Below are 17,573 nucleotides of genomic sequence, written 5' to 3'. Positions count from 1 at the left end.
CATTTCGCCAGGCGACGCTCGGAAACCGCTAATAAGGATGCTGTCGACATTGCTGGCTGAGCCCCGGGGCCAGCGACAAAGCATGAATAGCGGCACTGTTGAATTTGTTATTGCGCCCTGTCTCGAGTAAGCAAGCGCTAACCACAAGGTCCGCGATTGCTTTAGTGTTGTCGCACCATTTATACCGATCTTCGGCGTGAATGCAATGATTGAATGCGATTGTGCCCATTTTCGCCGCGAAGTTGCATTGGCGTCAAAAGCAACTTGAGGGAATTTGCCTGTCGCCGGGTAAATCGCTTGTGAGGCGCCGCCGGGATTTATTTGTTTTTGCGCGCCAGTTCAGGCCTAGTGCTCGTCCTTGTCTTCCTGCTCGCCGGGGGGCAGCTGGCGGCTGTCCTTGCGGTCGAGGTCGCCGACGTCGAGTACCGGCGAGGCGTCGATATGCTCGGCATCCATCATCAGGGCCACCCGCTGCAATGACGAGATGATCATCGACTGCTCCCAGTCGCGCAGATCGCGAAACTGGCGCACGAAATGTTCCTGCAGCGGCGTCGGCGCGTCGCGCAGAATCTCGATGCCCTTGTCGGTCAGGTAGGCGTGGACCTTGCGCTTGTCTTCTGAAGAGCGCTCGCGGTAGACCAGGCCGCGCTTTTCCAGCCTGTCGAGAATGGTGGTCACCGTCGCCTGGCTCAGGCTGATCTCCTTGGCCAGGGCGCCGATGGTCACCTGGCCCTTCTCGCGAATCGCCTGCAGCAGCAACAGCTGCGGTGCCGTCAGTCCGGCGGTTTTCACCAACTGTTTGGAGTGCAGGTCGGTGGCGCGGATCAGGCGGCGCAGGGTGGTCAGTACTTCTTCGATTTTGTCCATCAATAACAGGCTCTGCAGTTCGCGGCGGGATAACTGTGTGCGGCCGACTTTAGGCGTTGCCCGCCGTTTGTCAATCGTCTGTCGCGCCGCGTCCCGGCCGCCGCCGTGCTTGCGGGTGGGGGTGTCGCTCCTCTCCTCCTGTGGATGTGATCTGGTTACCTCTTGATCAAATTGCATCTTGGCCGGCCTTGCGATTTCGCAGTTGTTTAGAGTACTATGCAAAAAATTATTTAGAGCAGTAAATAGTTTTGTAGTTAAAAGGTCAAATTTGACCCTTAAGGTGTAAGTTGTCGCCGAATTACGAACTTTTACACTTCAACCAACAATTTGATGACTAAAGGTATTGATTTGAGCGCCACAAGCGTTGCTTCTTCACCGAGCGGAGGCTCGGACAACAAAACGGAAGAATCCCCGGAAGAAAAGTTTCCCGCGCGGCAGGGGTCTGAGGTTAGAGAAACCCTGCTGCGCCGACCGGTCAGCGAAGACGGTGCCGAAGTGCACCGGTTAATCGGCCGCTGCCCGCCACTGGACGAAAACTCCATCTACTGCAACCTGTTGCAGGCCAGCCACTTCGCCGACACCAGTGTCGCAGCGGAGGTCAACGGCGAACTCGCCGGCTTTATCTCTGGTTACATCATCCCGGAGCGCCCCGACACCCTGTTCATCTGGCAGGTGGCGGTGGCCAAAGAGGCCCGCGGACTCGGTCTCGCCGGGCGCATGATCTGCGAGATATTGCGCCGCCCGTCCTGCGCACGGGTGCGCCACCTCGAAACCACTATCACTCCCGACAACGACGCTTCCTGGGCGCTGTTCCGCGGCGTGGCCCGGAAGCTCGAGACCGATTGTGCCGAATCGGTGATGTTTGATCGGGACCGCCATTTCCGCGGCCGCCACGACAGCGAAATGCTGTTGCGCATCGGGCCGTTCGCCGGAGCCGGAGCCGGAGCCGGAGCGGGAACCCGCGTCGCTGTGGCGAGATAGTGCCGTCCGTTTTTTATTTTTCTTTTTTCTGACTAGCCAACTAAAGGTTGACATCATGAAAGTTTTTGACGAAATCGAATCAGAAGTGCAGAGCTATGCGCGTGCTTTTCCGCGTGTTTTCAACAAGGCCCAGGGTGAGTATCTCTACGATGAGGACGGCACCCAGTACCTGGATTTTCTCGCCGGTGCGGGCACGCTGAATTACGGCCACAACAACCCGGTTTTCAAAGAGGCGCTGCTCGAGTACATCCAGCAGGATGGCATTACCCACGGGCTGGACCTGCACACGAAGGCGAAGCGTGAATTCCTTGAGACCTTCTATGAGAAGATCCTGAAGCCGCGCGACCTCAACTACGTAATGCAGTTCACCGGTCCCACCGGCACCAACGCCGTTGAAGCGGCGATGAAGATTGCGCGTAAATACAAGGGCCGTGAGAACATCATCTCTTTTACCAACGGCTTCCACGGTTGCAGCATGGGCGCGCTGTCCGCTACCGGTAACTCCCACCACCGCGGCGCGGCCGGTGTCAGCATGAGTGGCATTAGTCGCATGCCGTATGACGGCTACCTGGGCGATGACATAGATACCACCGCCTACCTGGACAAGGTACTGTCCGACTCCTCCAGCGGTGTCGATCATCCGGCAGCGGTACTGGTGGAAACCGTACAGGGCGAAGGCGGTATCAACGCTGCCAGCATCGAGTGGCTGCGCAACCTGCAGGCCGTGTGCCGCAAGCATGACGTACTGCTGATCGTCGACGACATTCAGGCGGGCTGCGGCCGTACCGGCAGCTACTTCAGCTTTGAAGAGGCCGGCATCGAGCCCGATATCGTCACCCTGTCCAAATCCCTGAGTGGTTACGGTCTGCCGTTTGCCGTGGTACTGATGCGTCCGGAACTGGACCAGTGGAAGCCCGGCGAGCACAACGGCACCTTCCGCGGTAACAACCTGGCATTCGTCACAGCCAAGGCGGCTATCGAGCATTACTGGAGCGACGACAAGTTCGCCAAGGAAGTACAGCGCAAGGGCGACTACATTGGACAGCGCCTGGAGACAATCGTCGAGAAGTTCGGCGACGGCAATATGACCACCCGCGGTCGCGGCATGTTCCGCGGTTTGAACTGCGTCAGCGGTGACCTGGCCGGCCAGATTACCCGCGAGGCCTTCAAGCACGGTCTGGTGATCGAGACCAGCGGTGCCGACGACCACGTGGTGAAAACCCTGTGCCCGCTGACCATCAGTGACGAAAACCTGAAGCGCGCGCTGGATATCGTCGAAGCGGCGGTGGAAAAGGTACTGAAAGGTACCGAGGTGCCGGAAGAGCACGATTTCTTCGCCGATGATTCCGCCGAGGCGGAAGCGCCCAAGGCCGAACTGGCCGGCGCCGCCTGAAATTTTTGGGGGCCTGATCGCGCGTATGCAACGCACAGCGTTGCGCGCGATCAGGCGCTCCGCCATGGATGGCGGAGCCGGAGCCAATTGATGGCAACGGCGTAGCGCCAGGGACGGCAAGCCCCATTTTGCGGGTCGAGCCCGCGTATGCAACGCGCGGCGTTGCGCGCAAACAGGCGCAACGCCACGGATGGCAAATATTAATTCGCTATCGAAACACTTTTAGATTTGAGAGAAATTCAATGATCGTAAGAACTCTGCAAGAAGCCGAGAAATCTGAGCGCCGCGTAGTTTCCGAAGGTTGGGAAAGCACGCGCCTGCTGTTGAAAAACGACAATATGGGCTTCTCCTTCCACATCACCACCATTTACGAGAACGCCGAGCTCAACCTGCACTACCAGAATCACCTGGAGTCCGTGTACTGCATGAGTGGCGAGGGTGAAGTGGAAACCGTGGCCGACGGCAAGGTCTATCCGATTCAGCCGGGCACCATCTATATCCTCGACAAGAACGACAAGCATATCCTGCGTGCCAAGAGCGAAATGAAGATGGCCTGCGTGTTCAACCCACCGCTGCACGGCAAGGAAGTGCACAATGCCGAGGGGGCCTATGAACTGGAGGCAGAAGAGGTTTCCGACAACAAGTAAGTAGATGTTGTGTTGCCGGGCCGGTGCGGGAGCGCCGGCTCAATCGTAAAGCTCACAGAATCATCTATAGGAAAACCATGAAACGACATACGGTGGAAAAGATTGGCGGTACGTCCATGAGCGACTATGCCGCAGTTCGCGACAACATCATTCTGAAGAACGGTGGGGCCGCCATCGGCAAGGCTGCCGGAGAGGGGGTTTACCAGCGCATATTCGTTGTTTCCGCCTACGGCGGCATCACCGATCTGTTGCTGGAGCACAAGAAATCCGGGCGACCGGGCATTTTTGCCCTGTTCGCCGGCAGTGACGAAGAACAGAACTGGAGCGAGGCCGTGGACGGCCTGCGTCAGCGGGTTGAGGAAATCAATGCGAGCCTGTTCGAAGATCCGGAGATGCTGACGCGCGCCAACGCCTTTATCGGTGAGCGCCTGCAGGATACCGAGCGCTGTCTCAGTGATCTGGAGCGCCTGTGTCAGCACGGCCACTTCGAGCTGGAAGGGCACCTGAATACTGTCAGCGAGATGCTCGCCAGTCTCGGTGAAGCCCACAGCGCCTGGAATACCGTACAGCTGCTGCGCCAGGAAGGCATCAACGCGCGCTTTGTCGACCTGACCGGCTGGCGCGATGGCGAGCACCTGGACCTGGATGACCGCATCCGCCTCGCTTTTGCCGACATCGACCTGAGCAAGGAACTGCCGATCGTCACTGGTTACGCACACACCCGCGCGGGACTGATGAAGACCTTCGCGCGTGGATACAGCGAGATGACGTTCAGCCGCATCGCGGTAATTACTGAGGCCTGCGAAGCGATCATTCACAAGGAATATCACCTGAGCAGTGCCGATCCGCGTCTCGTCGGCGAGATACACGCGGTGCCGATCGGCCGCACCAACTATGACGTGGCGGACCAGCTGGCCAACCTGGGCATGGAGGCGATTCACCCCCGCGCCGCCAAGGGGCTTCGCCAGCAGGAAATCCCACTGCGGATAATGAACACCTTCGAGCCGGAGCACGCCGGCACGCTGGTTACCGGGGACTATGTCAGCGAGACACCCTGTGTCGAGATTATTGCCGGGCGCAAAAACATCTACGCGGTGGAGTGCTTCGACCAGGACATGATGGGCGTGATGACCAGTTATGACCGCACGATCAATGAGATCATCGCGCGCTTCAAGGGAAGTGTGGTGACCAAGGACATCAATGCGAACACCATTACGCATTTCCTGGCCAACAACCTGAAGACGGTCAAGCGGATTCGCAGCACCATCAGCGAGCAGTTTCCGGATTGCGATATCCAGGTGCGCAAGGTCGCGGTGGTTTCCGCGATCGGCAGCGACATGAAAGTGCCGGGCATGCTCTCCCGCGCGGTAGCGGCGCTGGCGCAGTCCGGTATCAGTGTGCTGGCGGTGCATCAGTCCATGCGCCAGGTGGACATGCAGTTCGTCGTCAATGAAAAGGATTACGAAAGGGCGGTCAAGAGCCTGCACCACGCTCTGGTTGAAGTCTACGAGCACGGCGAAGCCATATGCGCTGCCTGAGGTTAAGGCTGGGGCTGTGCCTGCTGGCACTACTGGCCCCGGCCGCCTTCGTGGTTGCGCAGGGTGGGGATACCGCCACGGCGGATTCGCCGGAAAACAAAGAGCAGGCGGTGCGCGAGACGGTGGAAGAACTCGACAAGCCCCTGTACACGCCATTTGTCGAGCGCTATTTGCTCGACGAATTGAAGCAGCTGCGCGCCGACATGGCGGCGCAGCGCGTCGAGCTCACCGAGAAGGTGGTAGACCGGCAGCTGGGCGCTGCCGACAAGGCAATCACCTACGCCACCGATACGGTGACTTATTTCTTCTACCTGATCGCCGGCGTCAGTTCCCTGCTGGTGCTGGTGGGCTGGACGTCCATTCGCGATATCAAGGAAAAGGTACACAGCCTCGCCAACGAGGAAATTTCCAAGCTGGTCAATCAGTACGAAGAGCGCCTGCGCAGCATTGAGGAGCAGCTCAGCGAGAAAACCCGCCATATCGAGCATAACCGCGATGAAATCGAACTGACCCAGGAAGTACAGTCCCTGTGGCTGCGCGCCGGGCGCGAACATACGCCGGCGAGCAAGATTGCGATCTACGACCAGATACTGTCCCTGCGCAGTGACGACTGTGAAGCCCTGACCTACAAGGCCGACGCGGTGCTGGAGTTGGGTGAACCGCAATGGGCCATCAGCCTGTGTCTGCAGGCGCTGGAAATCGACAGCGAGAACGGTAATGCGTACTACCAGCTGGCCTGTGCCCACGCGCATCTGGAGCAGTGGGAGGAAGCGGTGGATTACCTGTCCAAGGCACTGGAAAAGTCTCCGGCCTACCGGGATGAAGCCCTGGATGACGTGGCACTCGAGGGACTCTTTGAATATCAGCCGTTTGTCGAGTTGATGGGTATCCAGCCTCTGGGCAACTCAGCGCAGGAAAGCTGATGACACCCACCAGCTGCACAAAACCACTGCGCAACAACAATAAGAATCGATGAGGAGCCTGCCGTGTTAATCAGCTTTCTGTTTTTTCTGGCCATGTTTGCTGCCATCGGCGTCAGTTCCGTGGTGAAAAGCCGCGGCACCAAAAAGGATTACTACCTCGCCAGTCACGACGTATCGCCGTTCTTGGTTGGCCTGTCTGCCGTGGCCACGAACAACAGCGGCTATATGTTTATCGGTGTGATCGGCTACACCTATGCCACCGGGCTGGCTTCCATCTGGCTGATGGTGGGCTGGATTCTGGGCGATCTGCTCGGCTCCCTGTGGGTGCACAAGTCTCTGTGCCGGGCGACGCGGGAGACCGGTGAATCCAGTTACGCCGGCGTGATCAGCCATTGGGGCGGCTCGCGCTTTGCGGCCTGGCAGCGCCTCGCCGGGGTCCTGTCGCTGTTGTTCCTGCTCGCCTATGCCAGCGCGCAGCTGGTGGCCGGCAGCAAGGCGCTGTACGTGCTGCTGGATATGCCGATCTGGAGCGGCGCAGTGATCGGCGGGGTGATCGTGGCCGCTTACTGCCTGGCCGGCGGCATCCGCGCGTCCATCTGGACCGACGCGGCGCAGTCGCTGGTGATGATCGTCGCTATGGGTACGCTGTTGTATGTCGCCACCAGTTCGATTGGCGGTGTCGGCGCGGCGATTCAGTCCATGGGAGAAGTGGAGGGTTTCCTCAACTGGTATCCACAGGACCTGCTGTTGCCGGGTGCTGCCGGCGGCGTGATTTTCGCTCTGAGTTGGCTGTTCGCCGGTCTCTCGGTCATTGGCCAGCCGCACGTGATGGTGCGCTTCATGGCACTGGAATCGGCAGACCGCATGGTGCAGGCGCGGCTCTGGTACTACCTGTGGTTCACGGCCTTCTACGCTATGGCTACCGGCGTGGGCATGCTCGCGCGCATCATGTTGAGCGACCCGGGCAGTTTCGACGCGGAGTTGGCGCTGCCGATGATGGCGATGGAGCTGCTGTCGCCGGTGTTTGTCGGGCTGATTCTCGCCGGTATTTTCGCGGCCACCATGTCCACCGCGGATTCGCTGGTGCTGAGCTGCTCGGCGGCAGTGACCCACGACATTCTGCCGCACCGGATCGAGAAAACCTGGATACTGAAAGTGGCGACGCTGTTGATCACCGCTGCGGCGGTGGGCTGGGCACTATTGAACAAGCAGAGCGTATTCAGTCTGGTGGTGATGTCCTGGTCGTCGCTGGCCTCGGCCTTTGCACCGCTGCTGATCGTGCTCGCCCTGGGCGGGCGCCCGTCACAGAAGGCGTGTATCGCAATGAGCCTGATCGGCCTGGCGACCGCGCTGCTGTGGCGCTGGCTTGGCTGGCACGGTCATATCTACGAGGGAATGCCGGGAATTCTCGCCGGCCTGACGGTGTTCGGCCTGGCAAGGTGGCTCGAGCGGGAGCCGCTGCCGAGTGGCGCCAACGCCTGAAGAAATCCGCACAGAGTTGATTCTGTACGCATAAAAAAGCCCGGCTGTCAGCCGGGCTTTTTTGTCGATAAGCCCGTCAAAATTTTTTCACGGGATCTGTGGCGCCAAATCACCAGGGCCAGTATTTCGAAAACGCATGAATACATCCCTGTAGCTCCGTCGGTGCCTTCCCTGGCACCGACGGTTTCGAAATACTGGCCCTGGCGCTTTGGCTTCCCGTCGGGTTGCCGGGCTTTTTCGGTCAGCGCATGGATCAGATCTTGACGCCTTCGATATCCAGGATCATTTCAACCTTCTGCGAGGCCGGGCCCAGGTTGTAGTCGATACCGAAATCTTCCAGCGCGAACTCGGTGCTGCCGCTGAAGCCCTGGCGGTAGCCGCCCCAGGGATCCTTGCCGCCGCCGATATTGGTCACGTCGATGGTGATCGGCTTGGTCACGCCGCGCAGGGTCAGCTCACCAGTCAGTTTGGCCTTGCCGTCACTCAGCGGCTCGAAGCCGGTGCTCTTGAAGGTGGCGGTCGGGAACTTGGCGGTGTGCAGGAAGTCGGCACTGCGCAGGTGCTTGTCGCGCTCGGCGTGGTTGCTGTTGAGGCTGGTCACATCGATGTTGACGTTGACGGAGGATTTCTCCGGAGCCTTGTCGTCGTAGTAGAAGGAACCGTCGAAGTCATCGAAGCGGCCGTAGAGCCAGCTGTAGCCCAGGTGCTTGATACGGAACTGGATAAACGCGTGGGCGCCTTTGGTGTCGATCTTGTACTCGGCGGCCTGGGCGGTGGCGCCGAGCAATGCGGCGAACAGAAAAACTGCCAGTTGTTTCATGTTAATTCTCCTTTTAGTTACTAGTCGTCGTGGTTGCAGATCAGAGTGTTGCTCGGGTTTGAACGCGATTACCGGATGCCTCGCTACTGTTGCGGAGGCCCAGCATTTTGCGCAGGGTGGCATCGCGATCGATGAAATGGTGCTTAAGTGCCGCCAGTGCGTGCAGCGTGACCAGGGCCATCAGGGTCCAGGCGAGAACCTCGTGAATCTCACCGGCGATATCCTCCTGGTTGGCAATGCCCTGAATGGTGGCGGGAACACTGAACCAGCCGAATACGTCGATAGGGCGGCCGTCGGCGGTGGAAATCAGGTAGCCGGAGCACATGATGGCGAGCAGCAGCAAATAGAGGGTGCCGTGGGCCGCGCGCGCCGCCAGCGTCTGCCAGCGCGGTGTGCCGGGCTCGGCCACCGGGCTGGGGTTTAGCCATTTCCACAGCAGCCTTGCCAGTAGCAAGCCGAGCAGCAGGATGCCGATTCCCTTGTGCAGTTCCGGTCCCTGGCGATACCAGGGGTCATAATAGGAAAGCTGCCGCATCCACCAGCCCAGCGCGAACATACCGATAATGGCCGGTGCCATAAACCAGTGCAGGACAATCGCGACCCAGCCGTAGTGTCTGTCGCTGTTTCTGGCCGACATCTGGCCACCTCCGTGCGTTGCAAATCGAAATCGCGGCGCGGCTCGCGGCCACCGCTCTGTGACAGGCTAACAATTATAAAAATTCCGCTGTAGGGAAAAAGCGCAAAAATCTGAAGAAACCTATCGAAAAGATTGGCGCAATCGGTGGGCGGCACGCGCGTGCGAATGGGAGGGGGACTTTGTGGGAGTCAGTGCGGTGTGCCGCGCACACCCTCACGCTCGGCTGCCGCCAGCACGCGTTCCAGGGCGGTGCGGTCTATCGAGCCTGAGCGCTGCGCCAGCTGATCCGCCAGCCAGGCAGTGGAGTGGTGGTTGCCGTCCAGCGCCATCTGCTCGAGCTGCCAGATCACGTTGAGCAGTAGGTGTTGCTCCAGCGGGTGCTCCGTTTCCTGGGCGGAGAAAAGCTGCGGTTCCAGTCGCTCGAGGTCGCTGCGCTTTAGTACCAGCTCGGCCAGGGTCGGGTACCAGCGGCTACTGAACGGCTCGGGACGCTGGCGGCGGTCGAAACTGATGCGCAGGCGGTTGCCTTCAGCGTCTTCCAGTAGCGGCGTGTCCTGTTCATAGGCGGGCAGGGCGGGTTGCTGGCGCAGGATCCCGGTTATGGCGCTCCAATCGCTGTGGTTTTCCGCGCACAGGCGCAGTGGTTCTGTGAGTTCGCTGGTTTCCGGGCGGCCCAGGTAGACGAGCTTCTGACCCGGGCGATACCAGTACAGATCCAGCAGGTGCTGGTCCGCCAGATCGGCCAGATCGGCACTGGTGACCGGTTCTTCTGCCACGGCGCTCAGATGATTGACCGCCTGCTGTACACTCAGCCATTGCCTGCGGTGGAAGGGTTTGGGGATAGTGGTTCCCATGCACTGCCTCCGGCACATATTGGCCGGCACTTATTTGTTGATCGTCAGACTTCAATCTTAGCAGCTGCCCGCTGTGTCCACCGGTCAACCGGCTGACCTTTGCTCCCTCATGGCGATGGCCATTGGCATTCCTGCCTGCAGGTAAACCGGCTGGGGAAATGGGCGTACAATGGCGCCTTTTACGCGCCGGGGGAGCCGCCTGTGAAGTTGAAACCTGTACTCTTGTCCCTGTTCTCGCCGCTACTGCTGTCGTCAGCACTCGCCGGCGCCGATGTGTCACCGGTGGCGCAAAATACCGCGGACTACGCGGTGCGGAAATACGAGACGGCCATGATCGACACCCTGGCCGAACTGGTCAGGTTCGAAACCGTGGCCCGTGACGATGTGCCGCTGGAGCAAAACGAGGCATTCAGCGGTTTCAAGCACGCCCTGCGCGACCAGGCGCGTCGACTGGGGCTCGAATACCAGGATCACGGTCACGTGGTGATCATCGCCCTGGGTGAGGGACCGGAAAAGCTGGGCATAGTGACCCACGGTGACGTACAGCCGGCGAATCCGGCCAAGTGGCGCAAGAGCCCGTTTTACCTGGACCGGGACAGCGAGCCCGGCAAGCTGATCGCCCGCGGCAGCGAGGACGACAAGGGGCCGATTGCCACCGCGCTCTATGCGATGAAGGCGATCAAGGACCGGGGCGTGCCGATGAAGCGGCGCATCGAGCTGTTGATTTATCTTGCCGAGGAATCCGACTGGGCGCCGCTGAAAGCCTTCCTGAAGACCTATCCGTTACCGGCCTACAACATCACCATCGATGCTAATTATCCGGTGGTCACTGCGGAAAAAGGCTGGAGCGAGGTACAGGTGACCGCCGCGGCCACCGCGCTTGAAAACACCGGCAAGCCCTATCTGAGCGAATTTTACGGCGGTTATTTTCGCAGCCAGGTTCCCGATGAAGCCCACGCCTCGGTCGTCAATGCGACGCCGCAACTGATGCGGGCGATCCGCGCGCGTGCGGCCGCGCACAAAGCGGTGCAGTACGAGTTTGCCGAGCGCGACGGCGGCCTCGACATCGTTGCCCGCGGCAGGGCCACGCACAGTTCGGAGCCGGAGCACGGTGTCAATGCGATCGCATTCCTCGCCGATGCCCTGCAGGTGTACGACTGGCCCGCCAATGCGGCCGGCAGTACGGTGCGCTATCTGAACGACCTGGTCGGCACCGGTATATTGGCGGAGCAGTTCGGCGACATCGCCTACCGCGACGACTTTATGGGGCCGATGACTGCGGCAGTAACCATGGTCAAGGCCGAAGGCGAAGGACTCACCAGCTACCTGAATCTGCGTCGCCCGACCGGCAAGAGCGCTGAGCAGCTGGATGGCGAAATCCGCCACGCCCTGGCGGACTGGCAGAAACAGAGCGGTATCGAACTGGCCAACATCGAGGTGGAGCTGGGCGATCCGTACCGGGTCGATGAGGCGCCGCATGTCGAGCCGCTGTTGCAGGTGTTCCGGCAGTTCACCGGTATCGAGGACGCCGGCCCGGTCGCCATCGGCGGCTCCACCAATGCCAAGTTACTGCCGAACGCGGTCAGCTTCGGGCCGTCCATGCCCGGCGCGGCCTACACCGGCCATTCCGAGCATGAGTTCATCACCGTCGAACAGTTTCGCCTGAACCTGCAGATGTACACGGCGATGATGATCGAGATAGGCAATCTATAGACTGGCTGCCGGCCGGGCGAATTATGGGTTCGCTCGGCCGGTAAATCAGAGCCAGCCCTTTTTCTTGAAATACAGGTAGGGCGCGATACCGGCCAGCACGATCAGTACCAGCGCAAAGGGATAACCCAGCAGCCATTTCAGTTCCGGCATGACCTCGAAGTTCATGCCATAAATACTGGCGACGGTGGTCGGTGGCAGGAACACCACCGCGGCGATCGAAAACATCTTGATGATGTTGGTCTGCTGGATATTGATAAACCCCTGGGTGGAGTCCATCAGGAAGTTGATCTTGTTGAACAGGAAGCCGGTATGCGCCGTCAGGGTGTCGATATCGCGGGTGATATCGCGGAAGCTCTCCTGCAGTTCATTGTCGATATGGATATGGCGTTGCAGGAAAGTGATGGAGCGGCGGGTATCCATCAGACACAGCAACACCTTTCCGTTACTGTCTTCCAGTTTGGCAAGCAGGTCTATCGCATCCTCCAGATCCGCGCCTTCATCCTCGAGCACCAGATAGCTCGCTTCCCCCAGCTTCAGGTGAATGTCTTCCAGCGCGTCCGCCAGGTTTTCCACTTTCTGCTCGAACAGCTGCACCGCCAGTTCCTGGGCGCTGCGCGCCTCTACCTGCTGGCGGCGCGCGCGCATCCTCAGCAGGCGGAAATCCGCCAGCTCAGTTTCGCGTACCGTGATCAGTCTCTGCGGCTGCAGAATAAAGGCGACCGTCGCCGTATCGTGGCGCCCCTCGCTCTGGGTCAGGAACAGGGAGTGGATATGCACCCCGGCATCGTCGACAAAGTAACGCGCGGAGGCCTCGATTTCCTCGACGTCTTCGGATTCCGGCAGTTCGGTGCGCAGCAGCTTTTCCAGCAGCTCGCGCTCCTCTTCCTCGGGATCCTGTAGATCGATCCAGACCACTTCGGCGAGTTGCTGTTCGCTAACCCCCGCGTCGCCCGGTTGCTCGACGACCTTGCCCCGCCTGATCTCAAAGAGTCTCAGCATTGCTGTGTCCCTGTGGCGTGATGGTGTTGCTCAGCCACATGGTTGCAATCTGCGGGGCGCAAATCAATCTTTCTCGGATATTTTTCGCCGCTGCCCGGTACTACGCTTACTAGACCGCTACAGCCACTCCGGCAGCTGTGCGCGTATCTCCTCTGGGTCGCAGCTCACCAGATTCTTGCCCATCTCGCCGGCGATGGTGGCGCGCGTCGGTGATTTCAGCGAATCGCGCAGGCTGCCCACCATCTGGGGTTCCGCGACGATATAGAGCTTCTCGAAGCGGCCCTCCTTGCGGCCGCGCTCCAGTGCGTGGGCAATTTCACGGGCGAAATCCTCACCGTTACGACGGTGCACCTCCCTGACATTACCCATGCCGTGACGCCCGTAGGCGCCACTGTCAAAACTTCGTCCCGGCGCATCACTGAATTGCTCACGGCCAGGCAGCCGCGACTCGGGGTGAACCATGGTTTTGAGTTCGTGGAGATCTCCCGCGCGTTTTTCGGCCTCGAACAGCCGCGCCTGCGATTGGTTGGCCACAAGTACCCATGCTAATGCCATGACAGTATCCTCGCCGTTTTTCTATCCTTAATGCTAGTTGAATGAGGCGTCAACGACGCGGGGCAGTTGGTATAAGAAGGTACGCCTGTTGATTCTTTTGTTTATAAAAGATATCGAATCCCGGAAGCCTCTCTTATGACGGTTCGACCCTTAGAAGAGGGGATATAGCCCTACTGAGTGGCCGTGCACTCCCTAGAATTTACGCACGGTGCGACGGGCGCAGGGCGTTGCGTTTTCGATGCCTCATCACTACCTGTGACTCCCGTCAGCGAAAAGGTGTAATAGATGGAGGTTTCGTCATGAGCCTGATACCGAGAGGGTCCCTGCTGGACCTGGACAACATGTTTGAGCAGATGATGTCGCCGGCGCGCAGCGGCGGAGCCGGACGCGAGGGCTTTTTCTCTCCTCGAATCGATGTCAGTGAAAACAAGGACAGCTACGAGATCAGTGCAGAGCTGCCGGGCGTTAGCAAGGACGATATCAATGTCACCCTGGAAAATGGCGTCCTGACCCTGGAGGCGGAAGTGCACCAAGAGGAAAAACAGGAGAAGGAAGGCAAGGTCATTCGCCAGGAGCGCCGCTACGGTAAGTTCATGCGCAGCTTCAACCTGGGTGAAGATGTCAGTGAGGAGGAAATCGATGCGAACTTCAAGGATGGCGTACTGACATTAAAGGTACCGAAGCACGAGGAGCGCCAGCCGCAACGGAAGCGTATCGAAATTCATTAGGTCCCTGCCGCCGTACAGGTCGATGGCCTTTGGTCACCTTACACTGCAGGCGGCGAAGTAACTGTGGAGTTGAACCATGAAAGTGAAGCAAGCAATGCATGAGGGGTGTACCTGGTGTGCACCGGATACACCCCTGTCAGAAGTGGCGAAAATACTGCGCGACGAGGATATCGGTGCAGTTCCCATCGGTGAAAACGACAGACTGGTTGGTATGGTGACCGACCGGGATATCGCCTGTCGCGGTGTAACCAAAGGTGGCGATATTTCTTCTCTGACTGCCCGCGACGTCATGACGGAAGGCATCGAGTGGTGCTGGGAAGACGATGATATGAATACCGCGGTGCAGAAAATGGAGGAGCAACAATTGCGCCGTATGCCGGTGATGAACAGCGAAAAGCGCATGGTCGGCATTTTGAGTCTGGGTGACATTACCCACGCAGTAGCCCGCAAGCAGAGCGGCGAGTTCGCGACTGCGGTGTCCGGGCATCATCACTAGTTTATGTGACAGCAAGAGCGTTGGATCGCGCTCACAGCAGGTGCTCAATCGGAAGCCAGCTGCTGAGGCGGGATCCGACCCTCTGCCAGAAACTGGCGCCGGGCTCGCGGCTCAGGCGGCTGCCATCTGCCCAATGCCAGACTATTTCCCCCTTGTCCAATCGCAGCTGGTAGGCGTTATTACGTACATTGGCGGTAAAATTCTTCGCAATTTTACTCGCCAGCTGAGGTGAATTTATGATCGCGCCAAGTTCGGTATTCAACAGAATCGAGCGCGGATCGAGATTGAAGGAGCCAACGTAGAGCCATTCACCGTCGACGACAAAGGCCTTGGCGTGTAGCAGCGATTTTGACACGCCGTTCCAGTTGTCCAGCTTGTATTTCAGTTCGCTGGAAAGTTCGTACAGGTGAATACCCGCCTCCAGCAGTGGCTTGCGGTATTTGCGGTAGGCGCCGTGTACCAGAACCACGTCGGTGGATGCCAGGGAATTAGTCAGGATATGCACGTCCACGCCGCGCTGGGCAGCGTTGATCAACGGCTGCAGATATTCGTCGCCGGGTAGCAGGTAGGGTGAGATGATGATCAGTTGCCGTTGTGCGCCGAGGATCATCTGCATCAGCTCCCCGCCGGCGAATTTGGCATTTCGGTATGGAGGGTATTCGACTTTCTGTGGCGGGTCATAGAGTGCGCGGGTCTTACCCCAGTACCACAGGCGGTCGTCAGCGCCGAGTGTGGCCAATACCGTCGATGTCTCCAGGCTTCTGCCGTAGTCACTGAGCAGCAACTGGTGTCCGTTGTAGTCCAGCTCGGCGAGCAGGCGCTGCTTCTCGGCAGTGTCCGCGTGGTGATCGAACACCGTCTGCACTGGAAAGCTGTAGCGGCTGTTCCAGTAGAGGTCGAACTGGCGCGCTATATCCGGCACCACCGCGCCGATGGCCACCAGGTCCAGATCGCCGAAGTGGACCTTGTCGTCGATGCCGAAATACTTGTTGCTGAGATTGCGCCCGCCGATAAAGGTCACCCGGTTGTCGACGGTGAAGGACTTGTTGTGCATCCGCCGCTGCAGGCGGCCGAAGTCGGCAAAAAATTCCAGAGGTCTGGGCGCTTTGTGTGGAAATGGATTGAACAGACGCACCTCGATGTTCGGGTGCTGCTGCAGGGCGGCGAGAATCTCAGCGGCGTCGCCAGTGGTGAAGTCGTCCAGCAGGAAGCGCACGCGGACGCCGCGATCGGCGGCGTGCAACAGCTCCAGAATCAGCAGCAGGCCGGTCTCATCGCGGCGAAAAATAAAGTACTGGATATCGATGGAACTCTCCGCGGCGCGGATTGCTTCCAGACGTACAGCCAGCGCATTGTGTGCGGAGGTAACCGGGTAGACGCCACTCTGACCCGGGCGGGTGGTGGTGAGGCGCCTGCTGGCGACGGCCAGGGTCGCATCCGCCGGTGGTTGCAGGTGCTGGCTGGGCACCCGCGGAGGCTGATCGGGGAACAGCGGCTGGCCGGAGCAGGCGCACAGGCAGAGAGGCAGCAGGATGGCGAGTAACAGCGGATACTGGCGCAAGGCAACTTCCATACGGCCAGTACCGGAGCCGGCCGGCGCATTTTCAACAGATTCAGAATCGCAGTATAGATGGGCCCGGATACACCGGCTGGCGCGGAATTCCATCCGTGCCCCAGGCGAACAGCAACGCATGCGGTCAGATTCGTCCACGGTTCCATTGACAGCGGGCGCTACAAACCGGTCGAGTGTCAACACTGGCGGCGATCCCTTATTGCTTCCCGCTGTCCTGCTCACGTCTGAATCTGCCGCACGGATTTTTTGGGGTAGACTGAACGGAAATGGTTGCGAAGCGCGTATAATCCGCGCTTTTTCCCGAGGACAATGTTGTGAGCAGCGAACAGCAACTGATGGAACGCAGCGGTGGCAAGTGCGAACTCTGTAGCGCGGAAAACGGACTGCAATCCTACGCCGTGCCGTCGTCAGAAGGGCGTGGCGATGCGGACATTCTGCTGTGCGATACCTGCCGCGGCCAGCTGGATAATCCCGCCAACCTGGACAGTGCGCACTGGCGTTGTCTGGGCGACAGTATGTGGACCCCGGTACCGGCGGTACAGGTGATGGCGTGGCGACTGCTCAAGCGCCTTTCCGGTGAGACCTGGGCGCAGGATCTGCTCGATATGCTCTACCTGGATGACGACCAGCTCGCCTGGGCCCAGGCCGGGGCGCTGCCGGAAGAGGGCGAGACGCCGGTGCACCGTGACTGCAATGGCGTACAACTGCAGGCCGGCGATACTGTCACCATTATCAAGGACCTGGATGTGAAGGGCACCAGTATCGTCGCCAAGCGCGGCACCGCGGTGCGCGGTATCAGCCTGACCGACAACCCGGAGCATATCGAGGGCCGGGTTGACGGCCAGCGTATCGTGATCCTGACCAAATTCGTGAAAAAGTCCGGCTGAGATAGCGGCGCATCAGCGGTGAATCAGTTTCCGCCATCGACGATAAACCGGCCGCGGTAGATTTTGCGGCTGCCCCGTGCGGCCTGGCCGTGCTCTTGCAGCACCTGCTGGCCGCGGAGGGTTTTACCCGCTGCATGGGGTTCGCGCGTGCCGGCTGTGTGCCGCACCAGTTCGTCGCCGTAGATCAGTTCGTAGATATCCCGCTTCTTCGGCGGCTCTTCGAGAATCGGCTGGCCGCGGTACAGGCGGGCCGGTAACTCGTCGCCGGTCTGGAACGGCGCGCCGCGCCGCATTTCCAGCCCGGCAATCATACGCTGGGTCTCGGAATCGACGGTCCTCGATTTTGCCTGGGCCAGCTGTTGCTCGAAGTCAAAATCGGCGTAGCGCAGGTTGATGTCGAACTCCGCCTTGAGGCGCTTGCGCAGTTTCCGCAGGATGGTCAACACTTCCGAGTTCATGAGCCAATCGTGATTGTCCATA

Annotated in this window: 18 protein-coding genes; 10 read left to right on the top strand and 8 right to left on the bottom strand. The window is 59.6% G+C overall.

The window, feature by feature from the left end:
- Positions 1 to 345 precede the first annotated feature (345 nt).
- The gene (locus tag BLW36_RS15715) at positions 346 to 867 is read right to left on the bottom strand and encodes a MarR family winged helix-turn-helix transcriptional regulator (protein ID WP_091390936.1); all 522 of its coding nucleotides are present in this window, start codon (positions 865 to 867) and stop codon (positions 346 to 348) included.
- 348 nt (positions 868 to 1,215) lie between these two features.
- Here BLW36_RS15715 and ectA point away from each other — a divergent pair, with 348 nt between their 5' ends.
- The 6 genes from ectA (at position 1,216) to BLW36_RS15685 (ending at position 7,831) form a co-directional block, all read left to right on the top strand.
- Positions 1,216 to 1,848: a diaminobutyrate acetyltransferase gene (ectA, locus tag BLW36_RS15710; RefSeq protein WP_244506290.1), complete on the top strand. Its 633-nt coding sequence runs from the start codon at positions 1,216 to 1,218 to the stop codon at positions 1,846 to 1,848.
- Positions 1,849 to 1,903: 55 nt separating this feature from the next.
- Complete coding sequence (ectB, locus tag BLW36_RS15705) at positions 1,904 to 3,241, top strand: diaminobutyrate--2-oxoglutarate transaminase (RefSeq protein WP_091390930.1); 1,338 nt, start codon at positions 1,904 to 1,906, stop codon at positions 3,239 to 3,241.
- A gap of 242 nt (positions 3,242 to 3,483) precedes the next feature.
- Entirely contained in the window at positions 3,484 to 3,888 is a 405-nt protein-coding gene (locus BLW36_RS15700) for an ectoine synthase (protein WP_091390928.1), read from the top strand.
- Positions 3,889 to 3,965: 77 nt separating this feature from the next.
- A complete protein-coding gene (locus BLW36_RS15695; protein WP_091390926.1) occupies positions 3,966 to 5,426 on the top strand; it encodes an aspartate kinase in 1,461 nt (486 codons plus the stop codon).
- On the top strand, positions 5,414 to 6,349 hold the full coding sequence (locus tag BLW36_RS15690) for a tetratricopeptide repeat protein (protein ID WP_091390924.1): 936 nt from the start codon (positions 5,414 to 5,416) through the stop codon (positions 6,347 to 6,349). Before BLW36_RS15695 ends, BLW36_RS15690 begins: the two co-directional genes overlap by 13 nt.
- A 63-nt stretch (positions 6,350 to 6,412) precedes the next feature.
- Positions 6,413 to 7,831: a sodium/proline symporter gene (locus BLW36_RS15685; RefSeq protein ID WP_091390922.1), complete on the top strand. Its 1,419-nt coding sequence runs from the start codon at positions 6,413 to 6,415 to the stop codon at positions 7,829 to 7,831.
- Positions 7,832 to 8,084: 253 nt separating this feature from the next.
- Here the strand turns inward: BLW36_RS15685 and BLW36_RS15680 are convergent, their stop codons facing one another.
- The 3 genes from BLW36_RS15680 to BLW36_RS15670 all read right to left on the bottom strand — a co-directional run bounded on the left by BLW36_RS15680 (position 8,085) and on the right by BLW36_RS15670 (position 10,142).
- On the bottom strand, positions 8,085 to 8,651 hold the full coding sequence (locus BLW36_RS15680; RefSeq protein WP_091390920.1) for a YceI family protein: 567 nt from the start codon (positions 8,649 to 8,651) through the stop codon (positions 8,085 to 8,087).
- A 40-nt stretch (positions 8,652 to 8,691) separates the two neighbouring features.
- Positions 8,692 to 9,288 (bottom strand): cytochrome b, encoded by a 597-nt coding sequence (locus BLW36_RS15675; RefSeq protein WP_091390918.1) that lies wholly within the window; start codon positions 9,286 to 9,288, stop codon positions 8,692 to 8,694.
- A gap of 188 nt (positions 9,289 to 9,476) precedes the next feature.
- The gene (locus BLW36_RS15670; RefSeq protein ID WP_091390916.1) at positions 9,477 to 10,142 is read right to left on the bottom strand and encodes a hypothetical protein; all 666 of its coding nucleotides are present in this window, start codon (positions 10,140 to 10,142) and stop codon (positions 9,477 to 9,479) included.
- Between the two features lie 201 nt (positions 10,143 to 10,343).
- Between BLW36_RS15670 and BLW36_RS15665 the strand changes: the two genes are divergently transcribed.
- Complete coding sequence (locus tag BLW36_RS15665; protein WP_091390914.1) at positions 10,344 to 11,855, top strand: dipeptidase; 1,512 nt, start codon at positions 10,344 to 10,346, stop codon at positions 11,853 to 11,855.
- Positions 11,856 to 11,900: 45 nt separating this feature from the next.
- On the opposite strand, the gene corA is transcribed toward BLW36_RS15665, so the two are convergent.
- Together corA and BLW36_RS15655 are read right to left on the bottom strand one after the other, a co-directional pair.
- Complete coding sequence (gene corA / locus BLW36_RS15660) at positions 11,901 to 12,854, bottom strand: magnesium/cobalt transporter CorA (RefSeq protein ID WP_091390912.1); 954 nt, start codon at positions 12,852 to 12,854, stop codon at positions 11,901 to 11,903.
- A gap of 117 nt (positions 12,855 to 12,971) precedes the next feature.
- Complete coding sequence (locus tag BLW36_RS15655) at positions 12,972 to 13,409, bottom strand: host attachment protein (protein WP_091390911.1); 438 nt, start codon at positions 13,407 to 13,409, stop codon at positions 12,972 to 12,974.
- A 299-nt stretch (positions 13,410 to 13,708) separates the two neighbouring features.
- Here BLW36_RS15655 and BLW36_RS15650 point away from each other — a divergent pair, with 299 nt between their 5' ends.
- Both BLW36_RS15650 and BLW36_RS15645 read left to right on the top strand, forming a co-directional pair.
- Positions 13,709 to 14,137, top strand: a complete 429-nt coding sequence (locus tag BLW36_RS15650) for an Hsp20/alpha crystallin family protein (RefSeq protein ID WP_091390909.1) — start codon at positions 13,709 to 13,711, stop codon at positions 14,135 to 14,137.
- Between the two features lie 76 nt (positions 14,138 to 14,213).
- A complete protein-coding gene (locus tag BLW36_RS15645; protein WP_091390906.1) occupies positions 14,214 to 14,633 on the top strand; it encodes a CBS domain-containing protein in 420 nt (139 codons plus the stop codon).
- A gap of 31 nt (positions 14,634 to 14,664) precedes the next feature.
- On the opposite strand, the gene BLW36_RS15640 is transcribed toward BLW36_RS15645, so the two are convergent.
- The gene (locus BLW36_RS15640; protein ID WP_170833245.1) at positions 14,665 to 16,206 is read right to left on the bottom strand and encodes a phospholipase D-like domain-containing protein; all 1,542 of its coding nucleotides are present in this window, start codon (positions 16,204 to 16,206) and stop codon (positions 14,665 to 14,667) included.
- Positions 16,207 to 16,520: 314 nt separating this feature from the next.
- On the opposite strand from BLW36_RS15640, the gene BLW36_RS15635 reads away from it, so the two are divergent.
- A complete protein-coding gene (locus BLW36_RS15635) occupies positions 16,521 to 17,093 on the top strand; it encodes a PhnA domain-containing protein (protein ID WP_244506289.1) in 573 nt (190 codons plus the stop codon).
- A 23-nt stretch (positions 17,094 to 17,116) separates the two neighbouring features.
- Here BLW36_RS15635 and BLW36_RS15630 read toward each other — a convergent pair whose 3' ends face one another.
- Positions 17,117 to 17,572, bottom strand: coding sequence for a hypothetical protein (locus tag BLW36_RS15630; protein ID WP_091390902.1), 456 nt, complete (start codon positions 17,570 to 17,572; stop codon positions 17,117 to 17,119).
- Position 17,573: the final 1 nt, after the last annotated feature.

It is taken from the genome of Microbulbifer marinus, from assembly GCF_900107725.1.
Lineage (GTDB): Bacteria > Pseudomonadota > Gammaproteobacteria > Pseudomonadales > Cellvibrionaceae > Microbulbifer > Microbulbifer marinus.
Note: the sequence above shows the minus strand (reverse complement) of the source record. Positions and strands in the feature narration are given on the sequence as shown.

Coding starts and splice junctions, on each gene's coding strand:
- BLW36_RS15715 (WP_091390936.1), bottom strand. CDS start 867: ATGGACAAAATCGAAGAAGTACTGACCACCCTGCGCCGCCTGATCCGC.
- BLW36_RS15630 (WP_091390902.1), bottom strand. CDS start 17,572: ATGGACAATCACGATTGGCTCATGAACTCGGAAGTGTTGACCATCCTG.
- BLW36_RS15700 (WP_091390928.1), top strand. CDS start 3,484: ATGATCGTAAGAACTCTGCAAGAAGCCGAGAAATCTGAGCGCCGCGTA.
- corA (WP_091390912.1), bottom strand. CDS start 12,854: ATGCTGAGACTCTTTGAGATCAGGCGGGGCAAGGTCGTCGAGCAACCG.
- BLW36_RS15690 (WP_091390924.1), top strand. CDS start 5,414: ATGCGCTGCCTGAGGTTAAGGCTGGGGCTGTGCCTGCTGGCACTACTG.
- BLW36_RS15695 (WP_091390926.1), top strand. CDS start 3,966: ATGAAACGACATACGGTGGAAAAGATTGGCGGTACGTCCATGAGCGAC.
- BLW36_RS15670 (WP_091390916.1), bottom strand. CDS start 10,142: ATGGGAACCACTATCCCCAAACCCTTCCACCGCAGGCAATGGCTGAGT.
- BLW36_RS15640 (WP_170833245.1), bottom strand. CDS start 16,206: ATGGAAGTTGCCTTGCGCCAGTATCCGCTGTTACTCGCCATCCTGCTG.
- BLW36_RS15680 (WP_091390920.1), bottom strand. CDS start 8,651: ATGAAACAACTGGCAGTTTTTCTGTTCGCCGCATTGCTCGGCGCCACC.
- ectB (WP_091390930.1), top strand. CDS start 1,904: ATGAAAGTTTTTGACGAAATCGAATCAGAAGTGCAGAGCTATGCGCGT.
- BLW36_RS15650 (WP_091390909.1), top strand. CDS start 13,709: ATGAGCCTGATACCGAGAGGGTCCCTGCTGGACCTGGACAACATGTTT.
- BLW36_RS15675 (WP_091390918.1), bottom strand. CDS start 9,288: ATGTCGGCCAGAAACAGCGACAGACACTACGGCTGGGTCGCGATTGTC.
- BLW36_RS15645 (WP_091390906.1), top strand. CDS start 14,214: ATGAAAGTGAAGCAAGCAATGCATGAGGGGTGTACCTGGTGTGCACCG.
- BLW36_RS15655 (WP_091390911.1), bottom strand. CDS start 13,409: ATGGCATTAGCATGGGTACTTGTGGCCAACCAATCGCAGGCGCGGCTG.